The sequence below is a fragment of the Haloarchaeobius marinus genome, assembly GCF_051207415.1.
GTDB lineage: Archaea > Halobacteriota > Halobacteria > Halobacteriales > Natrialbaceae > Haloarchaeobius.
Window position 1 is genome coordinate 401,811 of sequence record NZ_JBPKGD010000003.1, and the last position, 25,869, is coordinate 427,679.

At 65.5% G+C, this 25,869-nt stretch carries 30 protein-coding genes; 10 read left to right on the forward strand and 20 right to left on the reverse strand.

What is annotated here, in order from left to right; translation table 11 throughout:
- Nucleotides 1-159: 159 nt before the first annotated feature.
- The 3 genes from ACSC1W_RS14025 to ACSC1W_RS14035 form a co-directional block, all read right to left on the reverse strand.
- The gene (locus ACSC1W_RS14025; RefSeq protein WP_435348155.1) at nt 160-2,052 is read right to left on the reverse strand and encodes an SLC13 family permease; all 1,893 of its coding nucleotides are present in this window, start codon (nt 2,050-2,052) and stop codon (nt 160-162) included.
- A gap of 135 nt (nt 2,053-2,187) precedes the next feature.
- Complete coding sequence (locus ACSC1W_RS14030) at nt 2,188-2,541, reverse strand: DsrE family protein (protein ID WP_435348156.1); 354 nt, start codon at nt 2,539-2,541, stop codon at nt 2,188-2,190.
- A gap of 118 nt (nt 2,542-2,659) precedes the next feature.
- Complete coding sequence (locus ACSC1W_RS14035) at nt 2,660-4,090, reverse strand: dihydrolipoyl dehydrogenase (RefSeq protein ID WP_435348157.1); 1,431 nt, start codon at nt 4,088-4,090, stop codon at nt 2,660-2,662.
- Between the two features lie 191 nt (nt 4,091-4,281).
- Between ACSC1W_RS14035 and ACSC1W_RS14040 the strand changes: the two genes are divergently transcribed.
- The 3 genes from ACSC1W_RS14040 (at nt 4,282) to ACSC1W_RS14050 (ending at nt 6,925) form a co-directional block, all read left to right on the forward strand.
- Nucleotides 4,282-4,938 carry an NAD(P)H-hydrate epimerase gene (locus ACSC1W_RS14040; RefSeq protein ID WP_435348158.1) on the forward strand — a complete coding sequence of 219 codons (657 nt, stop codon included), beginning with the start codon at nt 4,282-4,284 and terminating at the stop codon, nt 4,936-4,938.
- A 111-nt stretch (nt 4,939-5,049) separates the two neighbouring features.
- Nucleotides 5,050-5,913: an SDR family oxidoreductase gene (locus ACSC1W_RS14045; protein ID WP_435348159.1), complete on the forward strand. Its 864-nt coding sequence runs from the start codon at nt 5,050-5,052 to the stop codon at nt 5,911-5,913.
- Nucleotides 5,906-6,925: a patatin-like phospholipase family protein gene (locus ACSC1W_RS14050; RefSeq protein ID WP_435348160.1), complete on the forward strand. Its 1,020-nt coding sequence runs from the start codon at nt 5,906-5,908 to the stop codon at nt 6,923-6,925. The genes ACSC1W_RS14045 and ACSC1W_RS14050 overlap by 8 nt, the downstream gene beginning before the upstream one ends.
- A 14-nt stretch (nt 6,926-6,939) precedes the next feature.
- On the opposite strand, the gene ACSC1W_RS14055 is transcribed toward ACSC1W_RS14050, so the two are convergent.
- The 3 genes from ACSC1W_RS14055 to ACSC1W_RS14065 form a co-directional block, all read right to left on the reverse strand.
- Complete coding sequence (locus tag ACSC1W_RS14055) at nt 6,940-7,971, reverse strand: NAD(P)/FAD-dependent oxidoreductase (RefSeq protein ID WP_435348161.1); 1,032 nt, start codon at nt 7,969-7,971, stop codon at nt 6,940-6,942.
- A 32-nt stretch (nt 7,972-8,003) separates the two neighbouring features.
- Nucleotides 8,004-8,408 carry an oxidoreductase dimerization domain-containing protein gene (locus ACSC1W_RS14060; RefSeq protein ID WP_435348162.1) on the reverse strand — a complete coding sequence of 135 codons (405 nt, stop codon included), beginning with the start codon at nt 8,406-8,408 and terminating at the stop codon, nt 8,004-8,006.
- A gap of 318 nt (nt 8,409-8,726) precedes the next feature.
- Nucleotides 8,727-9,269: a putative phosphothreonine lyase domain-containing protein gene (locus ACSC1W_RS14065; RefSeq protein ID WP_435348163.1), complete on the reverse strand. Its 543-nt coding sequence runs from the start codon at nt 9,267-9,269 to the stop codon at nt 8,727-8,729.
- Between the two features lie 328 nt (nt 9,270-9,597).
- Between ACSC1W_RS14065 and ACSC1W_RS14070 the strand changes: the two genes are divergently transcribed.
- The 3 genes from ACSC1W_RS14070 (at nt 9,598) to ACSC1W_RS14080 (ending at nt 13,669) form a co-directional block, all read left to right on the forward strand.
- Nucleotides 9,598-9,909 carry a hypothetical protein gene (locus ACSC1W_RS14070; protein ID WP_435348164.1) on the forward strand — a complete coding sequence of 104 codons (312 nt, stop codon included), beginning with the start codon at nt 9,598-9,600 and terminating at the stop codon, nt 9,907-9,909.
- A complete protein-coding gene (locus ACSC1W_RS14075) occupies nt 9,902-12,868 on the forward strand; it encodes a DEAD/DEAH box helicase (RefSeq protein ID WP_435348165.1) in 2,967 nt (988 codons plus the stop codon). Before ACSC1W_RS14070 ends, ACSC1W_RS14075 begins: the two co-directional genes overlap by 8 nt.
- Nucleotides 12,869-13,318: 450 nt before the next feature.
- Nucleotides 13,319-13,669: a hypothetical protein gene (locus tag ACSC1W_RS14080; RefSeq protein WP_435348166.1), complete on the forward strand. Its 351-nt coding sequence runs from the start codon at nt 13,319-13,321 to the stop codon at nt 13,667-13,669.
- A 169-nt stretch (nt 13,670-13,838) separates the two neighbouring features.
- On the opposite strand, the gene ACSC1W_RS14085 is transcribed toward ACSC1W_RS14080, so the two are convergent.
- The 3 genes from ACSC1W_RS14085 to ACSC1W_RS20930 all read right to left on the reverse strand — a co-directional run bounded on the left by ACSC1W_RS14085 (nt 13,839) and on the right by ACSC1W_RS20930 (nt 15,680).
- A complete protein-coding gene (locus ACSC1W_RS14085; RefSeq protein WP_435348355.1) occupies nt 13,839-14,234 on the reverse strand; it encodes an HIT family protein in 396 nt (131 codons plus the stop codon).
- A 202-nt stretch (nt 14,235-14,436) separates the two neighbouring features.
- Nucleotides 14,437-14,643 carry a hypothetical protein gene (locus ACSC1W_RS14090; protein ID WP_435348167.1) on the reverse strand — a complete coding sequence of 69 codons (207 nt, stop codon included), beginning with the start codon at nt 14,641-14,643 and terminating at the stop codon, nt 14,437-14,439.
- 836 nt (nt 14,644-15,479) lie between these two features.
- A complete protein-coding gene (locus ACSC1W_RS20930; protein WP_492764725.1) occupies nt 15,480-15,680 on the reverse strand; it encodes a DUF6199 family natural product biosynthesis protein in 201 nt (66 codons plus the stop codon).
- Nucleotides 15,681-15,911: 231 nt separating this feature from the next.
- On the opposite strand from ACSC1W_RS20930, the gene ACSC1W_RS14100 reads away from it, so the two are divergent.
- Entirely contained in the window at nt 15,912-16,475 is a 564-nt protein-coding gene (locus ACSC1W_RS14100) for an OsmC family protein (RefSeq protein ID WP_435348169.1), read from the forward strand.
- 263 nt (nt 16,476-16,738) lie between these two features.
- Here the strand turns inward: ACSC1W_RS14100 and ACSC1W_RS14105 are convergent, their stop codons facing one another.
- Complete coding sequence (locus ACSC1W_RS14105; protein ID WP_435348170.1) at nt 16,739-17,212, reverse strand: redoxin domain-containing protein; 474 nt, start codon at nt 17,210-17,212, stop codon at nt 16,739-16,741.
- Between the two features lie 352 nt (nt 17,213-17,564).
- Between ACSC1W_RS14105 and ACSC1W_RS14110 the strand changes: the two genes are divergently transcribed.
- The gene (locus ACSC1W_RS14110; RefSeq protein ID WP_435348171.1) at nt 17,565-17,933 is read left to right on the forward strand and encodes a DUF5518 domain-containing protein; all 369 of its coding nucleotides are present in this window, start codon (nt 17,565-17,567) and stop codon (nt 17,931-17,933) included.
- A gap of 148 nt (nt 17,934-18,081) precedes the next feature.
- Here ACSC1W_RS14110 and ACSC1W_RS14115 read toward each other — a convergent pair whose 3' ends face one another.
- Together ACSC1W_RS14115 and ACSC1W_RS14120 are read right to left on the reverse strand one after the other, a co-directional pair.
- On the reverse strand, nt 18,082-18,852 hold the full coding sequence (locus ACSC1W_RS14115) for a DUF7504 family protein (RefSeq protein ID WP_435348172.1): 771 nt from the start codon (nt 18,850-18,852) through the stop codon (nt 18,082-18,084).
- A gap of 50 nt (nt 18,853-18,902) precedes the next feature.
- On the reverse strand, nt 18,903-19,637 hold the full coding sequence (locus ACSC1W_RS14120; protein ID WP_435348173.1) for a DUF7504 family protein: 735 nt from the start codon (nt 19,635-19,637) through the stop codon (nt 18,903-18,905).
- Between the two features lie 177 nt (nt 19,638-19,814).
- Between ACSC1W_RS14120 and ACSC1W_RS14125 the strand changes: the two genes are divergently transcribed.
- Nucleotides 19,815-20,048 carry a hypothetical protein gene (locus tag ACSC1W_RS14125; RefSeq protein ID WP_435348174.1) on the forward strand — a complete coding sequence of 78 codons (234 nt, stop codon included), beginning with the start codon at nt 19,815-19,817 and terminating at the stop codon, nt 20,046-20,048.
- 6 nt (nt 20,049-20,054) lie between these two features.
- On the opposite strand, the gene ACSC1W_RS14130 is transcribed toward ACSC1W_RS14125, so the two are convergent.
- Nucleotides 20,055-21,152, reverse strand: coding sequence for an A24 family peptidase C-terminal domain-containing protein (locus tag ACSC1W_RS14130; RefSeq protein ID WP_435348176.1), 1,098 nt, complete (start codon nt 21,150-21,152; stop codon nt 20,055-20,057).
- 224 nt (nt 21,153-21,376) lie between these two features.
- Here ACSC1W_RS14130 and ACSC1W_RS14135 point away from each other — a divergent pair, with 224 nt between their 5' ends.
- Nucleotides 21,377-22,339, forward strand: a complete 963-nt coding sequence (locus tag ACSC1W_RS14135) for a hypothetical protein (RefSeq protein ID WP_435348177.1) — start codon at nt 21,377-21,379, stop codon at nt 22,337-22,339.
- 7 nt (nt 22,340-22,346) lie between these two features.
- Here the strand turns inward: ACSC1W_RS14135 and gvpM are convergent, their stop codons facing one another.
- The 7 genes from gvpM to gvpG are packed head-to-tail and all read right to left on the reverse strand — an operon-like array spanning nt 22,347 to nt 25,867.
- Nucleotides 22,347-22,634: a gas vesicle protein GvpM gene (gvpM, locus tag ACSC1W_RS14140; protein ID WP_435348178.1), complete on the reverse strand. Its 288-nt coding sequence runs from the start codon at nt 22,632-22,634 to the stop codon at nt 22,347-22,349.
- Nucleotides 22,631-23,461: a gas vesicle protein GvpL gene (gene gvpL / locus ACSC1W_RS14145; RefSeq protein WP_435348179.1), complete on the reverse strand. Its 831-nt coding sequence runs from the start codon at nt 23,459-23,461 to the stop codon at nt 22,631-22,633. Before gvpL ends, gvpM begins: the two co-directional genes overlap by 4 nt.
- Nucleotides 23,454-23,801: a gas vesicle protein GvpK gene (gene gvpK / locus ACSC1W_RS14150; protein ID WP_435348180.1), complete on the reverse strand. Its 348-nt coding sequence runs from the start codon at nt 23,799-23,801 to the stop codon at nt 23,454-23,456. Before gvpK ends, gvpL begins: the two co-directional genes overlap by 8 nt.
- Nucleotides 23,788-24,225: a gas vesicle protein GvpJ gene (gene gvpJ, locus ACSC1W_RS14155; RefSeq protein WP_435348181.1), complete on the reverse strand. Its 438-nt coding sequence runs from the start codon at nt 24,223-24,225 to the stop codon at nt 23,788-23,790. Before gvpJ ends, gvpK begins: the two co-directional genes overlap by 14 nt.
- Nucleotides 24,218-25,108, reverse strand: a complete 891-nt coding sequence (locus tag ACSC1W_RS14160) for a hypothetical protein (protein ID WP_435348182.1) — start codon at nt 25,106-25,108, stop codon at nt 24,218-24,220. The genes gvpJ and ACSC1W_RS14160 overlap by 8 nt, the downstream gene beginning before the upstream one ends.
- Nucleotides 25,101-25,613 (reverse strand): Hsp20/alpha crystallin family protein, encoded by a 513-nt coding sequence (locus ACSC1W_RS14165; protein ID WP_435348183.1) that lies wholly within the window; start codon nt 25,611-25,613, stop codon nt 25,101-25,103. The genes ACSC1W_RS14160 and ACSC1W_RS14165 overlap by 8 nt, the downstream gene beginning before the upstream one ends.
- A complete protein-coding gene (gene gvpG / locus ACSC1W_RS14170) occupies nt 25,613-25,867 on the reverse strand; it encodes a gas vesicle protein GvpG (protein ID WP_435348184.1) in 255 nt (84 codons plus the stop codon). The genes ACSC1W_RS14165 and gvpG overlap by 1 nt, the downstream gene beginning before the upstream one ends.
- Between the last annotated feature and the right edge of the window lie 2 nt (nt 25,868-25,869).

The window sequence follows — 25,869 nt, forward strand, 5'->3', positions numbered from 1 at the left end:
AAGCGTTTCGTTCCGTCGTCCCGTCGACCGCTCGGTCTATCACCGTTCCGTTAGTTTCACCGTCCACGGTCGCCCTCGCCGTCCTGCTCGGACTGTCGGGAACCGGGGTCGTTGCTCGTGCTCCCGTCGCACGCCCTCGACGTGGCGGTCTGAGCCGGGTCAGATGCCCCAGAAGGCGGCGATGCCGACGGTCGTGACGACGGCGAACAGGAGTTGCAGGGGCGTGCCGACCAGCGTGTAGTCCGAGAACTTGTAGCCGCCCGGCCCGTAGACGAAGAGGTTGGTCTGGTAGCCGACGGGGGTCATGAACGCAGTCGAGGCGGCGAACGTGACCGCCAGGACGAACGCGTAGGGAGACGCCCCTAGCTGGGCGGCCGTGTCGAACGCGACGGGAATCATGAGTACGACGCTGGCGTTGTTGGAGACGACGTTCGTGAGCGCGGCCGTCAGCACGTAGAACAGGCCGAGGACGGCGATGACCGGCAGGTACGCCTGCGTGCCGACGAGCAGGTCGGCGAGGTACAGCGCCGCCCCGGTGTGTTGCATCGCGGTGCCGAGGGGGATGACACCGGCGAGGAGGATGATGACGTCCCACTGGACGGCGTCGTACACCTCACCGGGCTTGAGACAGCCGGTGAGGACCATCGCGACGGCCCCGCCGAGGGCGGAGACGACGATGGGAACGACGTCGAGGGCGGCGAGGCCGACGACGCCGAGGATGATGCCGATTGCGACGGGGATCCTCTCCTCGCGGTAGGCGTGGCGTTCGATCTCCTGGGCGACGATGAAGTCGCGGGTGACGTCGAGTCGTTCGATGCTGTCTGCGGTGCCCTGGACGAGCAGCGTGTCGCCGACCCGGAGGACGATGTCGTCCATGCGCTTGTGGATGAGTTCGCCGCCGCGCCGCAGCGCGAGGACGGTCGCGTCGTAGCGCTGGCGGAAGTTGGCCGAGGAGAGGGACTCGCCGACCATGTGTGACCCCGGTGCGACGACGATCTCGACGAGGTTCTCACCGGCCTCGGCCCGTTCCAGTTCGTCCTCGGTCACCCGCATGCCGGGGACGACGTCCAGGCCCTCCATGTCGAGGAGGTCGACGAGCGTCTCCCTGTCGGTCCGGATGGTGAAGCGGTCCCCCGGGTCGATGTTCTTGGGGCCGAGCGGTTCGAGGAACACCACGTCGTTCCGGATGAGCTGGACGAGGTCGACGTCGAACTCGGTCTCGACGAGCGCATCGCGGACGGTCTGGCCGACCAGCGGCGAGTCCTCCCGGACGACCACCTCGGTGAGGTACTCCGAGAGACGGAACTCGGCGGCGAGGTCGGCCTCGGGTTCGATGCGCGATGGGAGGAGGTACCGGCCGACGAGGAAGAAGTACGCGAACCCGACGACGGTGACGACGGCGCCGAGACTGGTGAACTCGAACATCGAGAAGCCGTCCTGCAGGCCGGCGACCGCCGGACTGGGGTCCGAGACGTCGCTGGCGAGGTCGGCCGCGACCTCGCTCGCGAGGATGTTCGTGGACGTCCCGATGAGCGTGAGCGTGCCGCCGAACATCGAGGCGTACGAGAGCGGGATGAGGAGCTTCGACGGCGAGGTGTTGCCCTCGTGGGCGATGTCGGTGACCATGGGCAGGAGGATGGCGACGGCCGCAGTGTTGTTGATGAAGCCCGAGAGCGGGGCGACGACGCCCATCGTCGCCCCGAGCTGTCTGGACTCGGAGTCCTCCGTGAAGGCCGCGATTCGGCTCCCGAGTATCTGGACGATGCCGGTCCGCTGGACGCCGTCTGAGAGGATGAACATCGCGAAGACGGTCACGGTCGCCGTCGAGGCGAAGCCGGCGATGCCGTCGGCGGGGTAGTCGGCGAACAGTTCGATGGCGCCGTCGATGATGCCGGCAGAAGCCAGCAACTCCGAGACGGGTCCGACGACCAGCAGCGCGACCATCAGTCCCAGCGCGGTGATGTCGACGGGGACCGGTTCCGTCGCGAACAGCACCAGCACCACCACCACGATGGCGAAGACGAGCAGTATCTCTGGGGTGAGCGCGGCCACGGCGTTGTACACGACGTCTCGGGGGAAGAAAGACCCGGTATGCTATTGGCATTTCGTCCGTAATTCGGAGGCTACGTTCGTCCGGTTTCTCGAGACGACCAGAAGCAGAACACGAACGTCTCGTCCCGTATTCGGCTAGAATGTGAGAACTTCGTAGCCCTCGTTCACGAGCGACCGAACGCTGGGGTGTCCATCGTGGTCGTCGAGACGCACCACGTCGGAGTCGTCGACTGCGTCCTCGACGCCGAAGGCTCCGGAGCAGAAGTCGCACGCCGACGCGTGGTCGCGGACCGCCAGATACAGTTCGTGCTGGTCGCTTTCCTCGTCCTCGAGTTCTGGAACCCACTGGGTCCCGGCGCCGTCGAAGATGAGTTCGACTTCGTCATCGCTTTCTGCGAACTCTCTGGCCGTCTCGAGGCCGTTCACGAGTCGACCGAGGTTCGCGTGTCCGTCGGTCCCTGCCAGGATGATGACTGCTGCGTTCGTCATTGCGTCTTCCGTTTGGACGGCCGGTGATATATCGACACTGTGGGCGTGCAGTCGCGACGCGATTGCGACTGTTGTTTATATACCCCGTGGGGGCAACCGCTGGGTGGGGGATTCGACATCAGTGCGAGTGTTCATGACCTCCCCCACGAGAGAACTGTCCCGAGAAGGCGCGTTGGACGACCTCCGAGAGGGCTGGATGGATGTGTACCGACCGGCGGATGTCCTGGACCGTCCCCGAACCGGCTTTCATCGCGACGACGACTTCCTGGATGAGGTCCGAGGCTTCCGGCCCGATGATGTGACAGCCGAGGATCTCTCCGTCGAGACCGACGATAACCTTCACGAAGCCGTCGGCTTTCATCGCGCTGCCTCTCGCAGTCTGGTCGTATCGGTACGTCCGAGTCGCGTACTCCCGCCCTGCCTTCTGGAGGTCGGCTTCGCGTGCGCCGACGCCGGCAACCTCGGGCGAGGCGAACACGGCGAACGGCATCGCTGTATAGTCGACCGGCTGGAGTTCGTCGCCGAAGAGGTTCCGGGCGACAGCCTGTGCCTCGTGGTTGGCGCTGTGCTTCAGGAGGTACTCGCCGACGATGTCGCCGAGGGCCCAGACGCCCTCGGCGGTCGTCCGGAGGTAGTCGTCGGTTTCGACGAACCCACGTTCGTCCGTTTCGACTCCAGCCGCGTCGAGGTTCAGCGTATCCGAGTTCGGGGTGCGTCCGGTCGCTACGAGCAGCGTCTCTCCCGTCACAGTCCTCGGGTCGCCGTCGACTATTCCGCCGTCGTCCCCGTACTCGTACGGGTGCGCTTCGACGGTTACCGTTCCGTCAGCCTCCGAGACGTCGGTGGCCGCGTACCCCGTGTGGACCGTGAACCGGTCGGCGTATCGGTCGGTGAACGCGTCGCCCACCTCGTCGTCGGCTTCGGGGAGGAGGTTCGGCCGCCGGCCGACGATCGTCACGTCGCTGCCGAACGTCCCGAAGAAGTGACCGAGTTCCGCCGCGATGTAGCCACCGCCGACGATAACGAGGTGCTCCGGCGGCGTCTCCAGTTGCAAGGCCTCGGTGCTGGTCAGGTACTCGACGTCGTCGATGCCGTCGATGTCGGGAATCGACGGGCGGGTTCCAGCAGCTATCAACACCGTCTCGGCGCGAATACGGGCACCATCGTCCTCACCACCGACGATCTCGACCGTCCGTTCGTCGACGAATCGACCTTCACCTTCGTACAGGTCGTGACGCGACGACGACCGTAACCCTCGACGGATGGACGCCGAATCGGATTCGACGTCTTCGTTGACCTCACGGACGATCTCCGAGAACGCTACGGTACGAACGTCGACGTCGATGTGGAACTCGTCGGCCCGTTCGACCGTCTCGAGAACGTCGGCGTGGTAGAGCAACAGCTTCGAGGGGATGCACCCCCGGTTGAGGCACGTCCCTCCCAGGGGGCCTCTCTCGACGACTGCGACCGACTGCCCCTGGTTCGCGGCAGCGTTCGCGACGTCGAGTCCGGAACCGGAGCCGATGACCAGGAAGTCGACTTCCTTCATGGGTCCACTGTCGGGACAGACACGTAATAATCGACTGTCGGTGTGTTCTTCCACTGCCCACCCGCGCAGGCAGCAGGAACGCGGCCACCCGACGGTCGACTTTACCCGTTGCACGAGAGAGTCGTAGTATGTCCCGACGGTCGTTTCGAACTGCGACGGGAACCGAAGTGACGGCTGTGACCGCATCGGAGATGCGAGACGTCGACCGCGTCGCCGTCGACGACGTCGGACTGCAGTTGCTCCAGATGATGGAGAATGCAGGTCGCGCACTCGCGTGGCACGTACGAGACGTTCGGGAGAGCGACGTCTTCGTGGTGGCCGGGAATGGCGGGAACGGGGGCGGAGGGCTCGTCTGTGCACGACACCTCGCGAACCGAGACGTGTCCGTTCAGGTCGTACTGGATAGACCGGCCGAGGAACTGACCGGCGCGGCCGCCCACCAGCACCGAATCCTGGACGAGATGGGTGTCCCCGTCACGACCGAGATGGAATCACTGTCCCAGCGTACCAGCCGATTCGTCGTCGTGGACGCGCTCATCGGCTATGGACTCAGCGGAGAGGTCCGACCTCCGGCGAGCAGCTACATCGACACCGTGAATCGTCGACCAGACCCGGTCGTTTCACTCGACGTACCATCCGGAATCGATGCGACGACCGGCGAAGCGCTGGGGAACGCGGTAACACCGGATCGGACGGTCACACTCGCACTCCCGAAAACTGGCCTCGACGAGGACGCTGGAACGATTTTTCTCGCGGATATAGGCGTCCCGAAGACGGTGTACGACCGTCTCGGCATCGAATACGACTGCCCCTTCGGGGACTCCGACTGGGTCAGACTCGAACACTAGGCACCCTCGTAGCTGGCTCGTTCGGTCCGGGCGATTTCGGAGAGGGGCGTGGCTTCGCCTCGCACAGCCGGCATATCCATTTACGCCTGTGCCTCGTTAGCTAGTCACAGTATGTCAGCCGAGGAATTCGATTTGACGGAGCCGGAGCTAACGGCCGACGACCTCCTCGTTCTCGACGACCCGCACTTCGGTCCCGAAACAGCGGCTGTCGTGACGGGGGCGGCATCGGGCATCGGGCAGTCGACTGCGGTCGCCCTGGCGGCGAACGGGCTCTCGGTCATCGGTGCCGACATCGACGAAGACGGCCTCGAGGCGACGGCCGACATCGCTGCCGACATCGACGGAACGGGCAGGGTGCGCTCGGTCCCGACCGACCTCACCGACGACGCCGACGTCGAGACGATGATCGACGTCGCGGCCGAAGAGGGCGACCTCCGCTACGTCGCGAACATCGCCGGGATGCAACACATCGCCTCGATACCGGAGTTCCCCATGGAGAAGTACGACCTCCTCCTCGATATCATGCTGCGGGCCCCGTTCCTGACGGCGAAACTCGCGATGCCACACGTCCGCGCGACCGACGACGGCGTCGGTGCCATCGGGAACATGTCGTCGGTCCACGGTCACTATGCGACGCAGGACAAACCCGCCTACATCACCGCCAAGCACGGGCTCCGGGGGCTCACCCGGTCCATCGCCGCAGAGGGCCGGGGGACCCTCCGGGGGTTCTCGGTCAGCGTCGGGTACGTGCTCACACCGCTGATGGTGAACCAGATCGAGGACACCGCCAGAGAGCGCGGTATCTCCGAGCAGGCGGTCGTCGAGGACGTGATGCTCGGACAGGCCCGCACCAAGGAGATGATGACGCCCAGCGAGGTGGCCAACCTCTTCGTCTTCGGGTTCTCCAGCCACGGTCGGCACCTCAACGGGGGCGACCTGCTCTGGGACGGGGGCTACACCACGACCTATGAGTGAACGCGACGACGAGGCGGTGGAACCGAACGGACACGACCCCGTCTCGGACGACCCGACGCGCGTCGCCATCGCCTGCCAGGGCGGTGGCAGCCACACAGCGTTCACTGCGGGCGTGCTCCGGACGCTTCTCGACGAGTGGAGTGACGAGTACGAACTCGTCGGTATCAGCGGCACCTCGGGTGGCGCGTTCAACGCCCTCGGGACGTGGTACGGTCTGGTCACCGGCGACGCCGAACGGGCACGGGCGATTCTCGACGGACTCTGGACGGACCTGGCAGCCGACGGGGTACAGGACCGGTGGCTGAACTCCGCGGTGACCACCCTCTCGCGAATGGATAGCGCTGGCTTTCCGGTTCCCTCGATCAGTCCCTACCAGGTGCTCGGACCGGAGGTCGGGAAACAGCGCATCAGGGAGGTACTCGAACGGCACATCGACTTCGACGCGATTCCGACCCTCTGTGACAGGGAGGTGCCGGAACTCGTGGTCGGGACCGTGGACATCAACGCCGGTGTCTTCGAGACGTTCATCAACGAGGACGTTACCGTCGACGCCGTGCTCGCGTCTGCGGCGGTTCCGAACCTGTTCCAGGCCGTCGAGATACACGGACACCTCCACTGGGACGGGCTGTTCTCACAGAACCCCCCGGTCAACGACCTGATGGGGCTCCCACCGGAACGCAAACCGGAAGAGCTGTGGATCGTACAGATAAACTCCCAGGAGTTCGAGGGCGAACCCGACACGCTGGACGTCATCGTCGACCGGCGGAACGAGCTCTCGGGGAACATCTCGCTCAACCAGGAACTCGGATTCATCGAGCGAGTCAACGAGTGGGTCGCAGACGGGACGCTCCCCGCCGACGAGTTTCAGCGGACGAGCATCCACCGCATCCAGATGGGCAAGCGGTTCCACTGCTCGACGAAGGTCGACCGGGACCCCGCGTTCCTCGACGAACTCCGGGGACTGGGCAACCAGCGAGCCCGCGAGTTCCTCGAATCACGAGCCGAGTCCTGACCGCTGACGACGTGTCACCGTCCGACTCGGTCGTAGGTGTGGAAGTCGATAGCCTGCTCGAGTAATTCGTCCGGTATCCCCGGGACCTCCTCCGAGCGAACCGGGCCCTGTTCGTCGAGCACCTCGGGGTCCCGTGGGAAGTCGCGCAGTCTGAAGTGAACGTCGATGCCCGCCTTCGCGCCTTCCCCCATCCCGACCGGAAGCTGGTTGTGGCCAGGCGTGCAGTCGCCGACGGCGTAGACGCTCTCGACGGTCGTCTGCCCGTGGTCACCGACTTCGATGGTCCCGTCGTCGTTGATCTCACAGCCGAGTTCCCGGGCGAGGGCGTTGTTGTACTCGGCGCCGTACATGGCGAACCCTCCCTTGTACTCCCTGACGGCACCGTCCTCGAATTCGAGCGCTTTCAACCAGCCGTCTTCGCCGTTCTGGACGCCCGTGACGTCTTCGTGGACGACGTCGATGGGATGCCGGTCGAGCATGGCACTCGTCTCGTCGCTCCACTCCGGTTCGTCGCCGCGAGTGAGCAGGTCGACCTCGTCGGTGAAGTTCAGCATGATTCCAGCGACGCGGGCCGCACTCTCCGAGTGACCCATGACGTAGACCGACTCGTCGACGAACGTGTGGGCGTCACAGTGCAGGCAGTAGTGGAGACCGCGGCCGGTCCGCGGGAGCGGCGGTTCCGGACGAACGTCGTTGAACCCGGTCGCGAGGACGACTATCTCTGCCTCGTACTCGCCATCGTCGCCCGACAGCCGTATCAGTCCCTCCTCGTCACGGGAACACGTCGTGACCACGTCCTGGTGGAGGTCACAGCCGTACTCTTCGAGTTGCTCCCTCCCGATGCCGAGGAACTCGGCGCCGCTGGTCTCCTTGCGGACGCCCAGCAGGTTGTGGACGTTCTGCATCATCGCCGCCCGGCCGCCGCCGCGACTGACGACCGCCGTCCGGTGACTGAGCCGCGTGCTGTACAGCGCCGCCGTCATCCCAGCGGGGCCACCGCCGACGACGACGACCTCGTATTCCCGGGACGTTGGTTCCTCGCCCATGGGTATCGACTAGCGTTTCGTTCGGCAGTCAGTTACACGTGACGACGGTCGGGGTACCGGGACGTCACGTCCCGGGACGCAGCCTCGACGACGTTGCTCAGCGTCGGATGGGCGTGTATCGTCCCGGCGACGTCGGCGACGGACGCGTCAGTTCGCATCGCGACGACGGCCTCGTTGAGCAGCGTCGACGCCTCGTGGCCGACGGCGTGTGCGCCCAGAATCTCGGCGTCAGGTGCGGCGAGCATCGTCACGAACCCGCGGTCGAGCTTCTTCGCTCGACCCGTCGCCGAGAGGTCGATGGCAGTCCGCTCCTCGTGGACGACCTTCGCGACCGTCTGGCGGGTCTCGTAGTCGCCAGGGTGTTCGAACGACGCGTTCCCGGCGACGTCGCCCCGGGGCCACACGTTCTCGGCAGTCGTCTCCGGATACTCGTTCATCGCTGTTGGGTCGGCGACCGAGTGCAACGAGCACCTCACTCCCTTCGACGGTCGGTTCCTCACCGGTCCCGGGGTCGGCGGAGACCACGTGACCCTCACCGCGCTCTTCGACTGCGGTCACGCGATGGCCGGTGTAGCCGTCGTTGCTGAAAGCGCGCCGTCGTTGCAGTGCGGTCATCGGAAGCAGTCAACCGAGAATCCCTTCAGCGGCGCGACCCTGTCGAAATCTGTAGAACCCGAGGGATTCGTCGGGTGTGCTGCGTAGAGCGCGTAAGGCGGTCAGACGGGTTCCCAGCCGAGAGGCGACACGTCGGGACGCTATCCGACGTATCTGGCAGGAGCCGAGAGGCCGAACTCTTCGGCCGTGCCCGCTACGATTCCCTTCGTGGTGTAGATGTCTGGTTTGTAGTACAGGTCGTGGGTGACGTCGTGTTCGTCTCGGAGGTGTTCCCTGACCCGGGTTACGTCGTGACGCTCGAAATAGTTGGGCGTGTACACTGTGAGGACGTACTCGTCGTACATCGGCAGTTCCTCGTATCCGAACGCGGTCATAGCCTTCACCGCCCAGAGGATGCCTGCCCCCGCGTCAGCGAGGAGTTCGGGCCACAACTGTTCGATACGTTCCGCCGACCCCGTAACTTGCCACTTGCCGATGGTTTTCTTCTGTTCGAGTGCTTCACGGTCGATCTCGCGAACGGCCTCGCTGTCCGCCGGTGGCAACTCGTCGGACTCGACGGTTTCGGGTCGTGCAACGTCGTGCTCGGAGAAATAGTCCTCACCTCCTATCTTCGGTGAGTCACTCACGTCTCGACTACGGAGCCAGTACTGCTCTGTCTCGGTGATTTCGAGTGGGGACTGCATGGTGGACTTCGTCTCGACGTCGGACGAGTTCGAACAACAATGCTCGCCATACGGAGTGAAAGTGAAACTGACCCTTGAATGCTGCTAGAAACCGACTGGAGTTCGACAGAGCTGATGCATACACCCTCTCTGTGCCGCACGCCATCCGCATCGACTGCCGAGAATCCCGGCAGGGTCGGTCGAAGCGCACCCGCCAAGTGGTCGAGACACGCTACCGAGTGCGCGTCGGCGGCCTGTGCAGCATCGAGTCGCTATCCGTGCGACGGTGCAGCAAGACGGCCGTCGTAAAGAATTATATTTGGAGCCTGGAACAAGCGTAGTGTCCGAGATGGCTGGCAAATCAACCGCACGAAATCCGGGGAAGTGCAACCGGGCCGATATTTTCGACTCCGACCTCGAACCCGACGTCGGCGCTGCTGACACGGAAGACGTCGCACACGGTCACATCGACGGCGAGGACGCGGGTCGGTTCCGCGTCGTCACTGCCCGATACTCCGTGCGAACGGCACGCACGTACCGGGCGAATCGCGACCCGTCCTCGAATCACTACCGTGACGAGCACCGGCCCGAGATGGAAACGTTGGACGACCGCACCGACGAGGCGGTCGAAACAGTCGACTCGACGGTCCACGATGACTGACTTCGAAGTCGGCGACCACGTCACGTTCGCAGGCGGGCGGGGAGAGGTCACGAAGATCGAGGGACGACCCGACGGTGGTCACCTCCTCCACGTCTACACCTCCGAGGGGCAACTCCGAAAACTGCCCAGCGGGCTCCCCCACGTCGAGAGACTCGACTCGCTCGTCGACAGACTCGCGGCGGGCCAGGTCGGCTCGCCGCTTCACTACGACCTTCGGGAGCGGGCGACTCGGCTCGACCTCGCCTACAGGTACGACCGGTTCCTCTCTCTGACCAGCAATCGCATCGACATCGAACCGTACCAGGTCCAGGCCGCCTACGATATCCTGACCTCCTACGACCACCGCTATCTCGTCGGCGACGAGGTGGGCCTCGGGAAGACCATCGAAGCCGGTATCGTCATCGAGGAACTCATCGCTCGCGACCGGGCCGACCGGGTCCTCATCGTCGCGCCGGCGCCGCTGACCGTCCAGTGGCAGGAGGAGATGCGCGAGAAGTTCGACCGCAACTTCGTCATCTACGACCGCGAGACGGTCCGGACGCACCGCAAGTCCCACCCCGACCAGAACGTCTGGGCGCACGCGGACCTCGTCATCACCTCCATCGACTTCGCGAAGCAAACCACGGACGACCCCGAGTCGGACACGGTCTCCGTACTCGACGAACTCCGAACCCTCGACGAGGAGTGGGACGTCGCGGTCTTCGACGAGGCACACCACCTGACGGCCCGGCGGTCGAGCGACGACTCCATCGAGCGCACGCAACGCTATCAGGTCGGCGAGGCAGTCGCCGAGAACTCGGATGCGCTCCTCCTGCTTACCGGGACCCCGCACAAGGGGAAGTCTGACCAGTTCTACTTCCTCGTGAGTCTGCTCGACCCGTACCGTTTCAGCCACGAGTCACAGATAACGCCCGACGCGCTGGACGACCTGATGATCCGTCGGCTGAAAGACGACATGTACGAGACGGACGGGACGCGCATGTTCCCCGAGAAGAACATCGAGGCGCTCCCGGTCGAGATGACCGACGAGGAGCGGAAACTCTACAACGACGTCACCGAGTACATCCGCGGATACTACAACCACGCCCAGCAGGAGGAGAACCAGGCGGCGGGGTTCACGATGGTCATCTATCAGAAGCGACTCGTGTCGAGCATCTACGCGATTCGCAAGTCGCTCGAAAAACGGATGCAGGCCATCCAGAGCGACTCCGTCGCCGAGGGGCTTCCTGACGACGTTCAGGAACTGATTCCACGGTACAGGACGGAGCCAGAGACACTGACGGAAGCCGAGTACACTCGTGTCGAGGAGGCGCTCGAGACGGTCACGGTTACGCTCAACCAGTCACAGGTCCAGCAGGAACTCTCCCGCGTGAAGCAACTCTGGCAGCAGGCCAAGAGCATCGAGACCGACTCCAAGGCCCGTCTCCTCCGGCAGTTCGTCGACCGCATCCTGTCGGAAGACCCCGACGAGAAGATCCTCATCTTCACCGAGTACACGGACACGCTGGAGTACCTGCGCGACGAGGTGTTCGCCGACCACGACGTCGCGCAGGTCTACGGTGACCTCGACCAGTCCCGCCGACAGAGGGAGATGGCGAAGTTCGAACGGGAAGCGAATCTGATGCTGGCGACCGACGCCGCACAGGAGGGTCTCAACCTCCAGTTCGCGCACATCATGGTGAACTACGACCTTCCCTGGAATCCGACCCGTATCGACCAGCGGATGGGACGGCTCCACCGCTACGGACAGGAGCACACGGTCGAGATTCGCAACCTCTTCTTCGCCGGGACGCGGGAGAGTGAAATCCTCAACCTCCTCGTCAAGAAGATGAACCAGATCGAGTCCGACCTCGGGATGCGGTCGGACGTCCTCGGTCGCGTCCTCGAAGACGTCGACCTGGACGAGACGATCATGACGGCCATCGCAGAGAACGAACCGACCGACAGGGTCGTCGCCGACATCGACGCGACTATCGAGGAACGTCGTGATGCGATTCACACGGTCGAGAACGAGTTCCTGATCCGCGACCGGTTCGACCTGTCCGGCGAGGACGACGAGATACTCGACGTGATCGAGCGAAGCCAACACGGCGAGGTGTCCGAAGACGACATCGAGACCCTCGTGCGGCTGTTTTTCGACGAGTTCGGCGGGTCCATCAGAGGGGTTCGCCCTGGGCCAGCACGGATGGACGGGGACGTGTTCCAGTTGGACGTCCCCGAGTTCCTGTGCGGGACGCAGGTCGAACCGCAGTATCCACGAGCGACGTTCACCAGAGACGTCGCGATAGCGGCTGACGACGTCGAGTTCGTCTCCCTCGACCATCCACTCGTCGAGTCCCTCATCGAGTTCTGCCTGGGTTCCGAACGCGTCCGTGGCGAGATCGCTGCGAAAGTCGCCGCCACCGAGTCCCGGACGCCGGGTATCCTGTTCAACTATCGCCTGGGGTACGTCTCCGGGGCTGGCGAGGTCGTAACCGAGAAGTTCGTCCGGTTGTACGCGACTCCCGATGGGACCGTTACGACGGACGTGCCGGAGTTCGAGGAAACGCTTCCGCCGGGCGATGCGGAGTCACGGTCCGACGTCCAACGGGTGTCCGCGAAGGCTCACGACCTCTACGACGCCGCCGAGATGGAGGCGTGGACACAGGTAGAGGCATTCGCCGAGGAGGCGCGAACCGAACGGAAGCGGGAGATAGAGATCAAACGCAGGCACGCGGAACGCTACTTCGACGAGCAGATCGAAACGTGGGAGGAGCGTCTCGAAACGTACCAGCAACGTGCTGAAGAGGGGACAGACATGTCTGCCCCGATCGGGAACGCGAAACAACGGCTCGAGAGCCTCCGTCGTGAGCGCGAAGCGGAACGCTCCCGACTCGAGGAGGAACAGCACGTGACGCCGGAGGAACCGGAACTCGTGACTGCAGCAATCGTCGTCCCGCCCTCGTCGGGCGGGAGCTGAATGGTCGCCATCGCGACGGCGGTCACTCGGGTGTCGACCGCTTCGAGGTAGCCAAACCGGGGCGTTCCTCCTGAACGGGCGACCGGAGGACGCGAGTGGGGGGATGGGAGACGGCGAATCGACGAGGATACTCACCCACACAGTGAGGTGCCACCGGGGGGAGCACTCGACTGGTCGGGCTTCTCAGACGACGGGGCGACCTCGTTTGCTGCCAGTGGCGTTCGGGAGTGCAGTCGCTCGTGGTCCGACCGACGTCCTCGTCAGATGCCTCCTGCCCGGTACCGAATACAGGCCGCGAACGCAGTACGGACTCCATCGAAATCGGGAAGGGTCGAATTGCTCGGTAGAGCCCGTCTACAGGACATCAAAGACGTCTCCGCACCCTGCCAGTATGGTGTCCAGATAACATTTCGGCGGAACGTTTATCATTATATCAGATAGATAGACTGTATGGCCTCGATTACGCCCCTGCTCGGACTTCTCGTCGCTCCCCTCTTCGCAGGACTCGTGTACATAGACGCCACCCGACGTGGCCTCCCACAACCAGTTCGCCTGCTGTGTGCTGGTAGCGTCGGAATCGCGAGTTTCGTCGGTTTTTTACAGCCTGCCCCGATTCGGAATTTCGTGGAGAAGGTCTACTGGCTCGGAATCAAATCGAACGGCGTCGCGTATAGTCCGTACGAGATGCTGGTTTTGCACATCTCCGCCGGAGTGATAATCAGCCTTCTCGCCGCCCTCCTCTACATACTCGGTAGTCGGAATGTATCCGTGGACGGTAGGTTCGACTTCGGAACTCACTGACGGGTTCGCAGGTTCACTGTGCGGGTGGCCCACTGGATTCAGCGTGAAACGACCAGCAACGGGTGCTGAACTCCTGTTCTCTACTCGGCACGGCGTTCCTGGTAAAGTAGTGATATCTTCGGGTAGACAGTACGGGGGTAGAGACGGTGCGTTCAGGTATCGAAGTGTGCTACACTGAATCCTCGTCGCCGAGCCTGTTCCGGATGTGTTGGTAGGTTCGTTCGAAGTTCGATTCCTCGTATCCACTCTCGGGCCAGAGGTCTTCTAACCCGTCGTCGTTCCGGCGTGGGGCGAGGTGCAGGTGAAAGTGCGGGACCGACTGCTGGTGACTGCTGTCGTGTAGCAGGTTTACACCGTCGAAATCGTGCGCCTTGAGCCGTTCGGCGATGGTTTTCGTGCGTTCCATCACCGTACACAGAGTCGGCTCCGGGATGTCGAAGATGGTCTCGTAGTGGTCTCTGGGAATCACCAGGATATGACCCTCGGAGATGGGGTCCAGTGGGGCGAACGCCAGTGTCTCGTCGGTCTCGTCGACGATCTCGGCGTCCTCCTCACCAGCACATATCGAACAAAACGTTCAGGTCATCGTGACACGTTGCCGATTCGCTGCTGTAACTGTTGTGGACGGGAAGGAGTTCCAACGCTGCGTTCGCTGCGCTACTGACTCCGGTTTCAGGACTGCTGGCTTGCGAGAGACGCGCTCTGTGCAGCACGACCGTCAGAGTGCGTCGCCGCCTGAGAGTATCGACAGAGCCCTGCCGCCCCATTCAGCACGCCGCTTCCGACAGATTCCGAGGTGTCGATAGGGCCGTCGTCTCCGCGGACTCAGTCGACGAACGCGCCGAGTCGTACCCGTGGACGTCCGCGAGCGCGTCGTTCGTCCGGACGAGTTCACCGTCGTCGACGATTCCGACCCCGTCGATCGACACGGCGGCGAGTTCGGACCCGTCGATCGCGATGCCTGACTCCCTCATGTACGAATCATGCGTGCTAGACTTTATCAAGATTCGTCCGGGACACTACACAGGGAGTGTATACACGTTCGGTGTGACCGGAGCAAGTGGAACCGAAGCTGACACGCGACGGTGGGGTTCGGGACAGGTGTCAGGGTAGCGATGGGTCAGCACTTCGGCATCCGACGCTCGTCCCGGAAGACGAGACCCGTACGACGCCCTGTCCATCGACAGGTCGTCCGGACGTCGGCGTCCACGGTTCGACCCTCCGAGTGTAGCGCTCGGGACTATGCTCCGATGGTCTGACTAGCCGGATGGACCGATGACCAGACGACCTGGCATTTCCAGACGCAGCGTGTTACAGACCGGGAGAGCGACGGGCGCTCCCCTCGCGGCCGACGGGGAGGACCGATGAAACACGAATCAGACCGGGAGCCGAGTCCGGTAAGCAAGGCGGTCGAGGACGTGGCCACAGCATCCGACGAGCGATTGATAGCGACGTACCGACGGCTCTCGCGGGACTTCGACTCGCCGACGACCAGCGACCGTCGCTCTACCAGAAGATGTTCGAGGTCGAAACGGCGATGGTCGAGCGAGGTCTCGACGCAGACCAGATTGCACGAGAGGTGCAGGCGGAGTACGACGAGTTCAACGAGTAGTTCGAATCCACCTCGTGTGCGTCGGCGCGGTGGTGAACTCGGCTACCGTTCGTGCAACAGACCAGCGGTCCTCGGTAACCGGGCACTGAATGGCCGTCCATACCAGACGTAGGCCCCGTGCAAGGTGCACCCGCTGTATCCAGCACGCTATTTCTGACGACGCACGAGTAGACCACAGCAACTCGTTGCAGGTCCGCCTCACAGGAGCATCGAGGGACTTCCAAACGCCATGATGAGAGCGATTGCCGCGACAAAAATGCTCGTAATACGCATCACGAGAAGGCGCATCCTTCCCGGTTCGATATGGGAAGTACCGGCGGGGCCACGCATCTGCCAGCGACTCATCTGCCGGGGAAATGCCGCCGATGCGAGCGAGAGGACCGCGATAAGGAGGGCCATCAATTGGAAGATTGCGGGGGGCACTGTCGGAGAAGTTGCAAGCAAATCGAGAAGAACCTTCTGGTTGGAGATACCCGTCGTCCCCTCTCCACTCGGCACGCTATCTCTGATAGTGGTCGAGAAGGTCTGTGCCGAATACAGCGTACCTGCCAGGGGCAGGTGTGCAAGTGACCATCATATGTTAATATATCTTTACGTCTGTAGCCGTCCTCTGTACGGCGGCGATTCGAAATGGCAACCACCGAACGAACGACAGTGAACGGTGTCGACGTCTCCGCCCTCGAGGGCGCAGTCGAAGCGATCAGTGAGGACCCCGACGTCGGGATGTTCACGTTCCGGGCCGAAACAGAGTGGGAGGACGCTCTCAAGTCCGTGACGACCATCGACGAGTTCGACCAGGCGGGAGAAACCATCCACACCAGCGAGTTCACGCTCCGGGGCGACGAACCCGAACAGATACTCGGCGAACGTACCGGGCCGAACGCCGTCGAACTCCTGCTCGGTGCGCTCGGGTCGTGTCTGAGCGTCGGCTACGCGGCGAACGCCGCCCACATGGGTATCGAACTCGACGAGCTACGGTTCGAGATGGAGGGCGACGTCGACCTCCGGGGGTTCCTCGGCATCTCCGAAGACGTCCGACCCGGCTACGACTCGATCACCTGCACGGTGTACGTCGACGCCGACGCTACCGAGGAGGAACTCGCAGCCCTGAGTGAGCGCGTCGAGAAGACGTCACCGGTCGTGGACGCGCTCACGCACGAGGTCTCACTCGAAACCCGCCTCGTCGCCGAATAGCTCCGCGACCGACAGCCCCCTTCTTTCGCCGGTACTTCGTCCCCGTACTCCCTTCGAATCGTCGAACGCGAACTCCGTACAGTGTTCAGCACACGTAACGCACCAGCATTCTACTCCGCGGGACTGTCGTTTACGAACCGTGGCACGGCCGCGTCCAGCGAATCCTCGCCGCACCACTGGAAAGTGGGCCGTTCTCGGTCACCTCGTCCGGGTGATCAGTCAGGGCGAATCGAGTCCGCTCGCGACCGACCGACGGGCGGGAATCAGACCGATTCGACCGCGGCTACCAGTTCCTCGTACTCGGGTTCGTTCGTCGGATCGTCGGCCGTCCATCTATAGGTGACCGTCCCGTCCGCGTCCAGGACGAACGCTGCACGGTTGGGGACGCCGTACAGCCCCAGCTCCGGGATGTCGGTCTCCAGTCCGTACGCACGGATTGCCTCGCCGCTCATGTCGCTGACGAGGTCGAATTCGATTCCGTGCTCGTTCCGGAAGGCCCCGAGGGAGAAGGGGGAATCCGCACTCAGACCGAACACGGTCGCTCCAGCCGCCTCGAAGTCCTCGAATCGGTCCTGGAGGGCCACCATCTCGTTCGTGCAGGGGGGCGTGAACGCGCCCGGGAAGAACGCCAGTACGACCGGGCCGTTCCCGAGGTGGTCGGTCAACTCGAACGATTCGTGGTCGCTCGTGCCGACGGTTGCGGTGAACGTCGGAGCGGGGTCGCCTTTCGAAGCCATCGGTCGACGGAACGGCCGCCAGCTGGGTAAGGGTGGTCACGAACATCTTCTGCCGAACGACTATCGTGGTGATAGAACGGTAGCAGGCGTCCCTACCCGTCGAACCGTGGGACTGTCACGCTCTCGACCAGAACGAGGACGGGTCTGGCGGCGTGCGTCGAACGTGCCACTGGTGCGCTGGTCGTCGACGGGCGGACACAGAGACTCGCAGACGGCCACGGTCGACGTCGAAGTACCGCGGCGTGAGGGGCCGGGTCATCGCTCGGGATCGACCTTCTGGCGAACGAAGAGTTTTCGTCACAGCGTCGACCCCAGCGGGTCCATTATGGTGGTCGCTGCCGTATCACCCACTATGGGAACCAACTGGAGAGCGGTGATCGTCGGCTTCCTCGTCATGGTCGTGGTCGGCGCGTTCGGCGGTATCGTCATCCCGGTCGTCGGCACCATCGGTGGCGGCATCATCGGGGGATTCATCGCCGGTTACATGGCGGGCGGTGGCCTCGGGAACGGAGCCTGGAACGGGCTCGTGGCCGGGGCGTTCGGCGGCATCATCGGGGCGGTCATACTCTCGTTCGCCGGTGCCCTCGTCGGAACCCTGGCGGGCCCCCTCGGCACCATTTTCGCCGGTGCGAGCGTGTTGATAATCGGCGTCATCGTCGCGCTCCTGTTCGCCGTTCCGAGCGGCCTCGCAGGCGCACTCGGTGGCTGGTTGAAGGAGTAGCGAGAACGTCGTGCCGTCGACCCACCGCAGCCCACACAGTGAGTCGATTCCGACCTCGCTCCACGGGACGGCCGAGTTCGGACGGAGGACGGACTGACGACTGCGCGACCACTAAAACCCTACCTGGAGAGGAGACGACGTACTGCGGTCAGTCCGGCACGGCGTCGGAGACGTCGTCGTCGGAGGCCTGTCCGGACCGCGTCGGCCGGGATGCAGGTTCGTCGTGGACAGTGCCGTCGGTGGTGTCTGCGTCCGTACCGTCGGCGGGGTCGTCTAGGTCGAGCGTCTCGGTCTTGCGGGCCACGTCTGCGGCGCTGGCGCGACGGCGGCGGGTCGGGACGAGTCGGTCGACGTCGACCTCCTCGACGAGGGTCTCGTCGAAGAGGTCCTCGAACGTCAACTGGAGGTCCTGGGCGTGTTCGTTCGGGTCGAGGTGGAAGTGTGCGACGGCACCGACGGAGTCGAGCCGGCCGGAGAGCGCGTGACAGAACCGGACGACGAGTTCGGGGTCGTTCGCGACGAGCAGGTCGGTCAGGGAGTCGAAACAGACGACGACGTCGTAGCCGGCGTCGCTCCACGCCCGGCAGAACCGGCTGACGGTCTGCCCGAGGTCCTGGAGGTCTGTGGGATCGGGCACGGCCCGTTCGACGAGGTGGTCGCCGAAGTCCGGGTCGCTTGCCCCGGCGGCCTGCATGGTCTCGCCGACGGTGACGAAGCCGCGTTTGGCCGGCTGGCGCCCGCCGGACGCCGCGCTGAAGTCCAATCGGTCGGTCACGTCGTCGGGGAACGAGACGACGAGTTCGGCACGACGGGGCGAGTCGAAGCCACGCATCAACGCGTCGCAGTGCTCGCCCGTCTCGCTCTCGGTCGTCTCGTCTAGCAACAGGACCGTCCGGGGGTCCGTGTCGCGGTCACTCATACTGGCTCCCCAGTGCAGCGTCGGCACGAGACGGTAGCACGGTTGTCCGGCTACTCGACCTGGAGCGAGTCGGCGATCTCCTGGTCAGAGGCTTCGTGGACCTCGTCCGGCCGCTCGTCCCGACCGTCCCCGACGATGGAGTAGTTCGCCTCCTGGTCCCAGCCATCGGCGAGTGCGGCGACGTCGTCGTCGGTGGCCTCCACGAACTCCTCGATGGCGTCGGCGTCGGTCGTCTCGCCGACCGTCTCGTCGAAGATGGACTGGAACGTCGCGACGGTCTCTGCCTCGTGTTCCGCGGGGTCGAGGTGGAAGTGTGAGAGCGCGTCGATGGACGTGAGACGGCCGCCGAGGACCTGGCAGAACCGGAAGACGCCAGCCACGTCGGCGTGGCCGAGCAACTCGGTGAGCGAGTCGAAGCAGACGACGACGTCGTACCCCTCACGGGTCCAGCGTTCGCAGAACCGGGTGACAGAGGTGCAGATAGACTGCAGGTCGCCCGGGTCGGCGACGGCGTCGATGGATACCGGGGGCTCGACGTCCGGGCCGTCCCCGGCCGACGACTGGCCGACGTCCCCGACGGAGATGACGGCCCGCCGAACGGGGGTGGTTCCCGACTGGCTCTCGAAGCCGGTCTCCCCCGCACGAGCGTTCGGCAGGGAGACGGTCAGCTCGGCACAGTTCGACGGGTCGTCCGTCGTCAGCAGGTCGGCGCACTGTTCGCGGTCGGTCGATGCGTCCGTCACGAGGACGTTTCCGATGTCCTCGACGTCGTCCAGGTGGCTCATGATAACAGATGTGGTGGGTCCCCCGTCCCGTCGTCTTGTACTACGAATCGGCTCGTTCCCTATTGATAGTTTCGGCCAGCTGAGAGGTAGACCATGAGCCTTGTGGCCGTCGCGACCCATCGAACCGCGAACCGGGCCTGACGATACGGTTATACCGCCGGCGACGGACAACGAGGCATGGCCAGTCTCAGCGCGCAGTTCAGGGAGGCATCCGTCCTCGTCTCGCTCTCGCTGGCGAGTCTGCTCGCGTGCATCGGAATGTTCGTTGGGACGATGGTGCTCCTGGTGGTCGGGTTCGACCGCTCGACGGACGTGCTGTGGCTCACCGTCGTCGGCGTCGGCGTCGGGGTCACCGTCCTCTGGAACGTTCTCTTTCCGCTGTACGACCGCGTCTCGTCGGCGTCCGGGTGACCCCCGCTACGCCAGTCCGAACGTCCGCAGGAGTCCGACGAGCACGTCGCCGTAGGCGAACGCGACGACCAGTCCGAGGAACACCGGGACGAGGAACGGGATGCCCGGCGTGACCCAGAGTTCGTCGTCGGTCGCCAGCCGGTCGAGTCCGTCACGTAACCGCTCCGGCGACGTGCCGTAGGCGTCGCCGTCGACGTCGTCGAGGAACGCCGCCGCACCCCACGGGTCGGTCGGCCCGTCGTCCGACTCGGCGTCGGCGTCCGGCGTCCGTGCCGTCGTCGACTCGTCGACGCCACCGTCGGTCACCGCGTCGCCGGTCGACGATGCCGCCCCGACCGCGCCGTCGGTCGGGTCGTTGGGGGCTTCGGGAAGCGTCGACGGGTCCCGGTACCGGTCCGGGTCCGCCCGCAGGTCGTCTAGCGAGAGGCCGCGCCACCGGAGGTACATCCGCACGGCGTCGAGGTCGAGTCCGGCACTTCTGGGGTAGAGAACCCCACGCACCCGCTCCGCGAGGGGCCGGCCCTCGGTCGCCAGCAGTTTGCCGTGGGTCTCCGGAATCGCGTCCCAGCGGACGGGGATGCCGACGACCATCCGCTTCGAGACGTGGCCCATCGCCCCGTTCCGGACCGCGAGCAAGAGCGGGTAGGCCAGCCCCCACGCGACGGCGTTCGTGAGGACGGTGAAGGAGAACACCGGGACCGGCCCCGGGTCAGAGAGGGGCAACCGGGTGCCGAACAGCAGCAGGGCCTCGCCGCCGACGTAGCCCGGGTACGTCGGATACAGGACCGCGATGGTCATCAGCGCGCGAGCGTCGGCCCCGCCGAACGCGCCGAGGAAGTGGAACAGGTACGCCATCGAGACGACGAAGCCGACGCTGATGGTCGTCGTGACGACGAACACGCGCCACTCCCGGAACCCGGCGGCCGCCGCCGTCTGCCACTCGAGGGCCAGCAACGACACGCCGACGGCCGTCAACGGTACCCACGTCAGGTTGTCGATGCGGCGCGTCTCGACGTCGACCCACGCGAGATACCCGAAGATGGGGACCGTCAGCAGGCGAACCAGGTCCGGAACCGACGCGGAGAGGGGGCCGACGTCTACCACTGGCAGAACCCGCACCGGCGAGGCAGTTAGCGTTTGCGGTCCGCGTGGTCGCCGCCGCCCGGCGGTTGCCAGCCGTGGCCGTGCCCCGCCCGGCCGGGACACGTCAGTTACCCATGCAGATGGCCTTTACGTGTGTATGGCGAACCCCGATGCGAGCGCTCCAGGTCGCCCCCTGACGACCGGTCGCTCGACCGCTTCGGTGCCACCCCGGAGTCCCCCTGACTATGAGTGAAACTCGATCCGAAGCGATAGAGAACGTGCTGGACCACGCACGACCGGACGAGTCGTCCGAGACGAACGTCATCGACGTCCTCGAAGCCATCCTGAAAGACGTCGACGAGATGAGCGACGACGGCGTCTCGGCCGAGGCCGTCGGCGGAGCGATGGGCGCGTCGCTCGGCCGGGAGGTCGGTTCGAGACTGGGCCAGCGCCTCGGTCAGCGCATCGCCGCCGACGCCGAAGCGGCCGTCGAACGCGGCGAGGACGAGTCGGTCGTCGACGTGGTCGAGGGCTGGATATCGGTCATCGAACGCTGGCTCCAGTCGACCGCCGAGGAGGCCCGCTCCGGTGCCGCCAGCGCCCGGGACGAGGTCCGTTCGGAGGTCGAGGACGTCACGTCGACCGCGAGCGACGCCGTCTCCGGGACCGCTGACGAACTCACGCCGGAGCAAGCGGACCTCGTCGACCGTATCCAGTCGGAGTTCGACACGACGGCAGCGCAGACCCGCGAGATAGTCCTCGGCGACCAGGACGAGGAGACTGGCAGCGAGGAGGCCGAGAGCGAACAGGCCGAACCGGAGGCCGACGAGACAGAGTCCGGCGACGCCGGCGAGGCGGAGTCCGACGAGAGCGACGGAGACGACGGACTCGACGGCGAGGAGGACTCGCTCGAGGAGCAGGTCGCCCAGCAGCTGGAGTCAGAGTCCGACGAGGAGTCGTCCGGAGACGCCGGCGACGGCGGCCAGGCCGACGCGGACGACGGCGACGGCGAGGTCACCGACGACGAGGTCACCGACGACGGCGAGGTCACCGACGACGGCGAGGTCACCGACGACGGCGAGGTCACCGACGACGGCGAGCGAGCAGCCACCGCCAACGACTTCGGCGAGCTGTCCGAGGACGAACTCCGGTCGCTGGCGACCGAACTCGTGAGCGAACTCAAGCAGCGACAGGAGGCAACCGCCTGAACCGCCCTCACTCGGCTCGACCGTCCCCCTCGAGACGGCCGGTCCGGTCGTCCGTAGCGAACGCGGTCGTCCGGTCTTCGTAGCGCGCGAACTCGCGCTGGGCGGCGTCCCAGTCCTCGAACAGGCCGTACTCGGTCATCGTCGACATGCCCGCGAGCGCCGCCCGCAACTTCAGGCCGACGAGTGGCACGTCCGCGACGGTGACGAGCACGTCGGCCTCCACGACGGCCCCCTCGCGGAGGAGGACGTCGACGAGGTCGACGAGTGCGTCCTCCTCGCGCTTCGTCGGCTTCACTGGTCCGCACCTCCGACCTCGGGAGCGAAGGTGTACGGGGGCCAGGGACCGCTGAACCGGACCTCGACGCCGTCGGCCGCCGCGACGTCGTCGAGAACCGCGCCGAGGTCGTCCTCGTGGTCGGCGGGCGCGAGTACGGCGAAACGGGTCGCGTCCCCGTCCCCGGCCCCTTCCACGCCGAGGATGCCGGCGTTCTGGTTGCGTCCGAGGCGACGGACCTCCACGGCGTACTCGGCCAGTCGGTCGGCCAGCGCGTCGGCCTCGCGCTCGCGATGCTCGCGCACGAGGTCCGAGAGTCGCTTCTCGTACTGCTTGCCGACGAGGAAGCTCGTCCCCTCGTCCGTCTCGTCCCGGCGCCTCCCGAGTTCCGCGAGGCGGTCGTCCGACTCGGCGAGGCGGTCGGCCAGCGCGTCCTCGTCGCGGTGAACGCCGACGCGGTACTCCCGGCGTCCGGCGAACCGTTCCAGCGCCGGTTCGAGTTCGGCTGCGGCGTCGCGGAGCCACGCCCGGACGTCCTCGTCGTCGCCCGTCAGTACCGTGTCGAACCGGACCGGCAGGGGCGTCCCGAAGAACTCGGCGGCGTCGTCGGTCACGCCCTGGTGGCGGAGCAACCATCGCTTGAGCGTCGTCGGGTCGTCGCTGTCGTACAGCGAGTCGCACGTGTGGACGACCGCGCCGAGTCCGTCGGCTGTGACGACGCGGACCGGTTCGTCAGCCAGTCCCTCGGGGGCGAACCCGTCGGGGTCCACACCGGCGACACGGACGACGCAGTACAGGTACCGACCGTCCTCGAACCCCTCGTCGGCGTCGGGTCCGGCGTCACTCATCGGTCTCGACCCCGACGGTCCTGCCCGGTTTCGCCTCGTCGTCCCGGTGCTCGCGTTCGGAGAGCGTCTCGACGGCGTCGGTGACGAGAGAGTCGAGGTCCCCGCGGAGTCGCTCGACGGGTTCTTCGACGCCCTGTTGCTCTTTCAGGCGCTCCACCTCGGCCTCGATGGCCGCCAGCTGCGAGCCGAGTCGCTCGACCTCCTCGTCGGTGAGTCGACCCGACTCCATCCGGCGGACCGCCTCGCGTTCGAGCGCCTCGACGAGCAGTTCGACGACGGTGACGACGAGCGCGACGAGGCCCGTCCCGGCGTCCTCGCCGTCGAGTTCAATCGTCGTCATCGGTCTCCTCGGGAGTCGACCGGTCGTCGGTGGTCTCCTCTCCGGTCGTGGTCTCCGCGTCCGACGCCGATTCGCCGGCAGCCTCGTCGTCCTCGGCGGCCGACTCCTCGTCCACACTCGCCGGTCGCGTCGGGGCCGTCGCTCCCTCGACCTCGACCGGCACGTCGCGGTCCGGGAGTCCCGACCCTCGCTCCCCGCCGGCGGCGGCCTCGACGCGGTCCATGTCGGTTCCCTCGGGGAACTCGAGACCGTACGCTGCCGCCGTCTCGAACGACGCGATAGCCGCCCGGATCTTCACGCCGAGCAACTCGGTGTCGCCGACGGACACGACGACGTCGGCGTTGACGACCACGCCCTTGTCGAGGAGCATCTCGACCATCTCGGCGAGGCCGGCCTGCTGCCGGGTCGGTCGGGTATCAGCCATCGGTCTCACCTCCACGTCGGTCGAAGCGAGGGCCGTAGACGCGGTCCCGGTTCGGTGCCGTCGAGTACCGCGTCTCCGTAGGGACCGTCGAGTACCGGGTCCCGATGCCGGACGTCGCGCCCTCGCTCGGCATCGTCCGGTAGGCCGTCGGGTTCCGCGACGTCCGGGACCGGTCGCGCTGGCGGTCCGTTCGCTCCCGGTTCTCCTCGTACAGTTCCTTCAGTTCCTCGTGCGCCTCGAGAGCGCCCGCCCGCAACTCGTCGACCGCCTCCATCGCCTTCGACTGGATGGACAACTGGACCTCCTCGGGGTCGAACTCCTGCAGGCCGCCGGACGGGTCTGCCGAGTCCGACGACTCCCCGTCGACGTCCGCGTCGTCGGTCAGTCGCTCGGCGACGGCCTCGGCGGCCGAGGTCGAGTCGGACTCGCCGTCGTCGTCGTCGAGGAGCGCCTCCAGTTCGGCGACGACCCGGGACGTCTCGTCGTCGGCCTCGTCGTCGGCGTACGAGTCCAGTTCGTCGGATGCTTCCTGGTACTCCTGCCAGAGCGCGCGGACGTCGGCACTGCCCCACAGGTCCCGGACGTCGATCGCCCGCACGAGTTGCCCGAGGGTGACGGCCTCCCGGGGGTCGCGCTTCCTGACGGCCGCCGGGAGGTCCGTCAGGTCGCACGCCTGCAGGAGCCGTTTCCCGTCGACGGCGGCCGGGAGGTCGCGCAGTTCTATCTCGGCGACGACGTCCTGCAGCTCGTCCGTGAGGCTGACGAGGTCGGTCGCCTCCAGCAGGGCGTCCTCGGTTCGCCCCTCGTCGGCGGCACCGGCCAGAGCGTCGAAACGGGCCTCTACCCGGTCGAGCAGGTCGTCGAGGTCCGCGCTCTCACCCATCGGTGACACCCCCGTCCAGTCGGACCCGGACTTCGAGGACGCCGTTCCTGTACGTGGCTGCCACCGTCTCGGGGTCGGGGTCGTCGACCGGGACGCGCTCGACGGGTCGGCCGTCGACGGAGACGACCAGGTGGCTTCCCGAGAGGCCGACCGTCACGTCGTCAGGGTCGACGGCCGGCATGTCCACGGACACGACGAGTTCGTCGCCCTCGCGGTTCGTCGTCGTCAGGTAGTCGGACGAATACAGTCGCTTCGTCCTGTGGTGGGTCGTCTCGGTCGGTCGACGCGTGCCCCCGTCGTTCGCCGACCGCGCTCCCGGTCGCCGGCCACCCAGTCCCGTCTCGACGCGGGACCCGTACTCGACGGTGGCGTCGTGCGCCTCGAGCCACTCGACGACGTTCCTGCTCCCGCGCGCCGCGAGTGCGAGCAGGAGTCGAGCGGCGAGGTTCGCGTCGGAGTGGTCGTCGTCTTCGATTCGGTCGTCGGTGTCTTCGGGGTCGTGCATTAGCGTTTCACCTCTATCTTGCCGCTCGCGTACCGGTCGCGCACCTCCTCGGCCAGTGCGAGTTCGTCCTCGAGTTCGGCCTTCCGTCGCCGGTACTCGTCCGCGGAGCGTTCGCCCAGTTCGTACAGCAACTGGTTCTCCTTCAGTTCGTCCCGGATGGCCTCGACGTCGTACGCCTCCTGCAGTGCGACCGTCTGGATGACGTCCAGGAGCGACACGAACGGTCGGACGAGGAGGTCGTCGAGTACGAGCACGG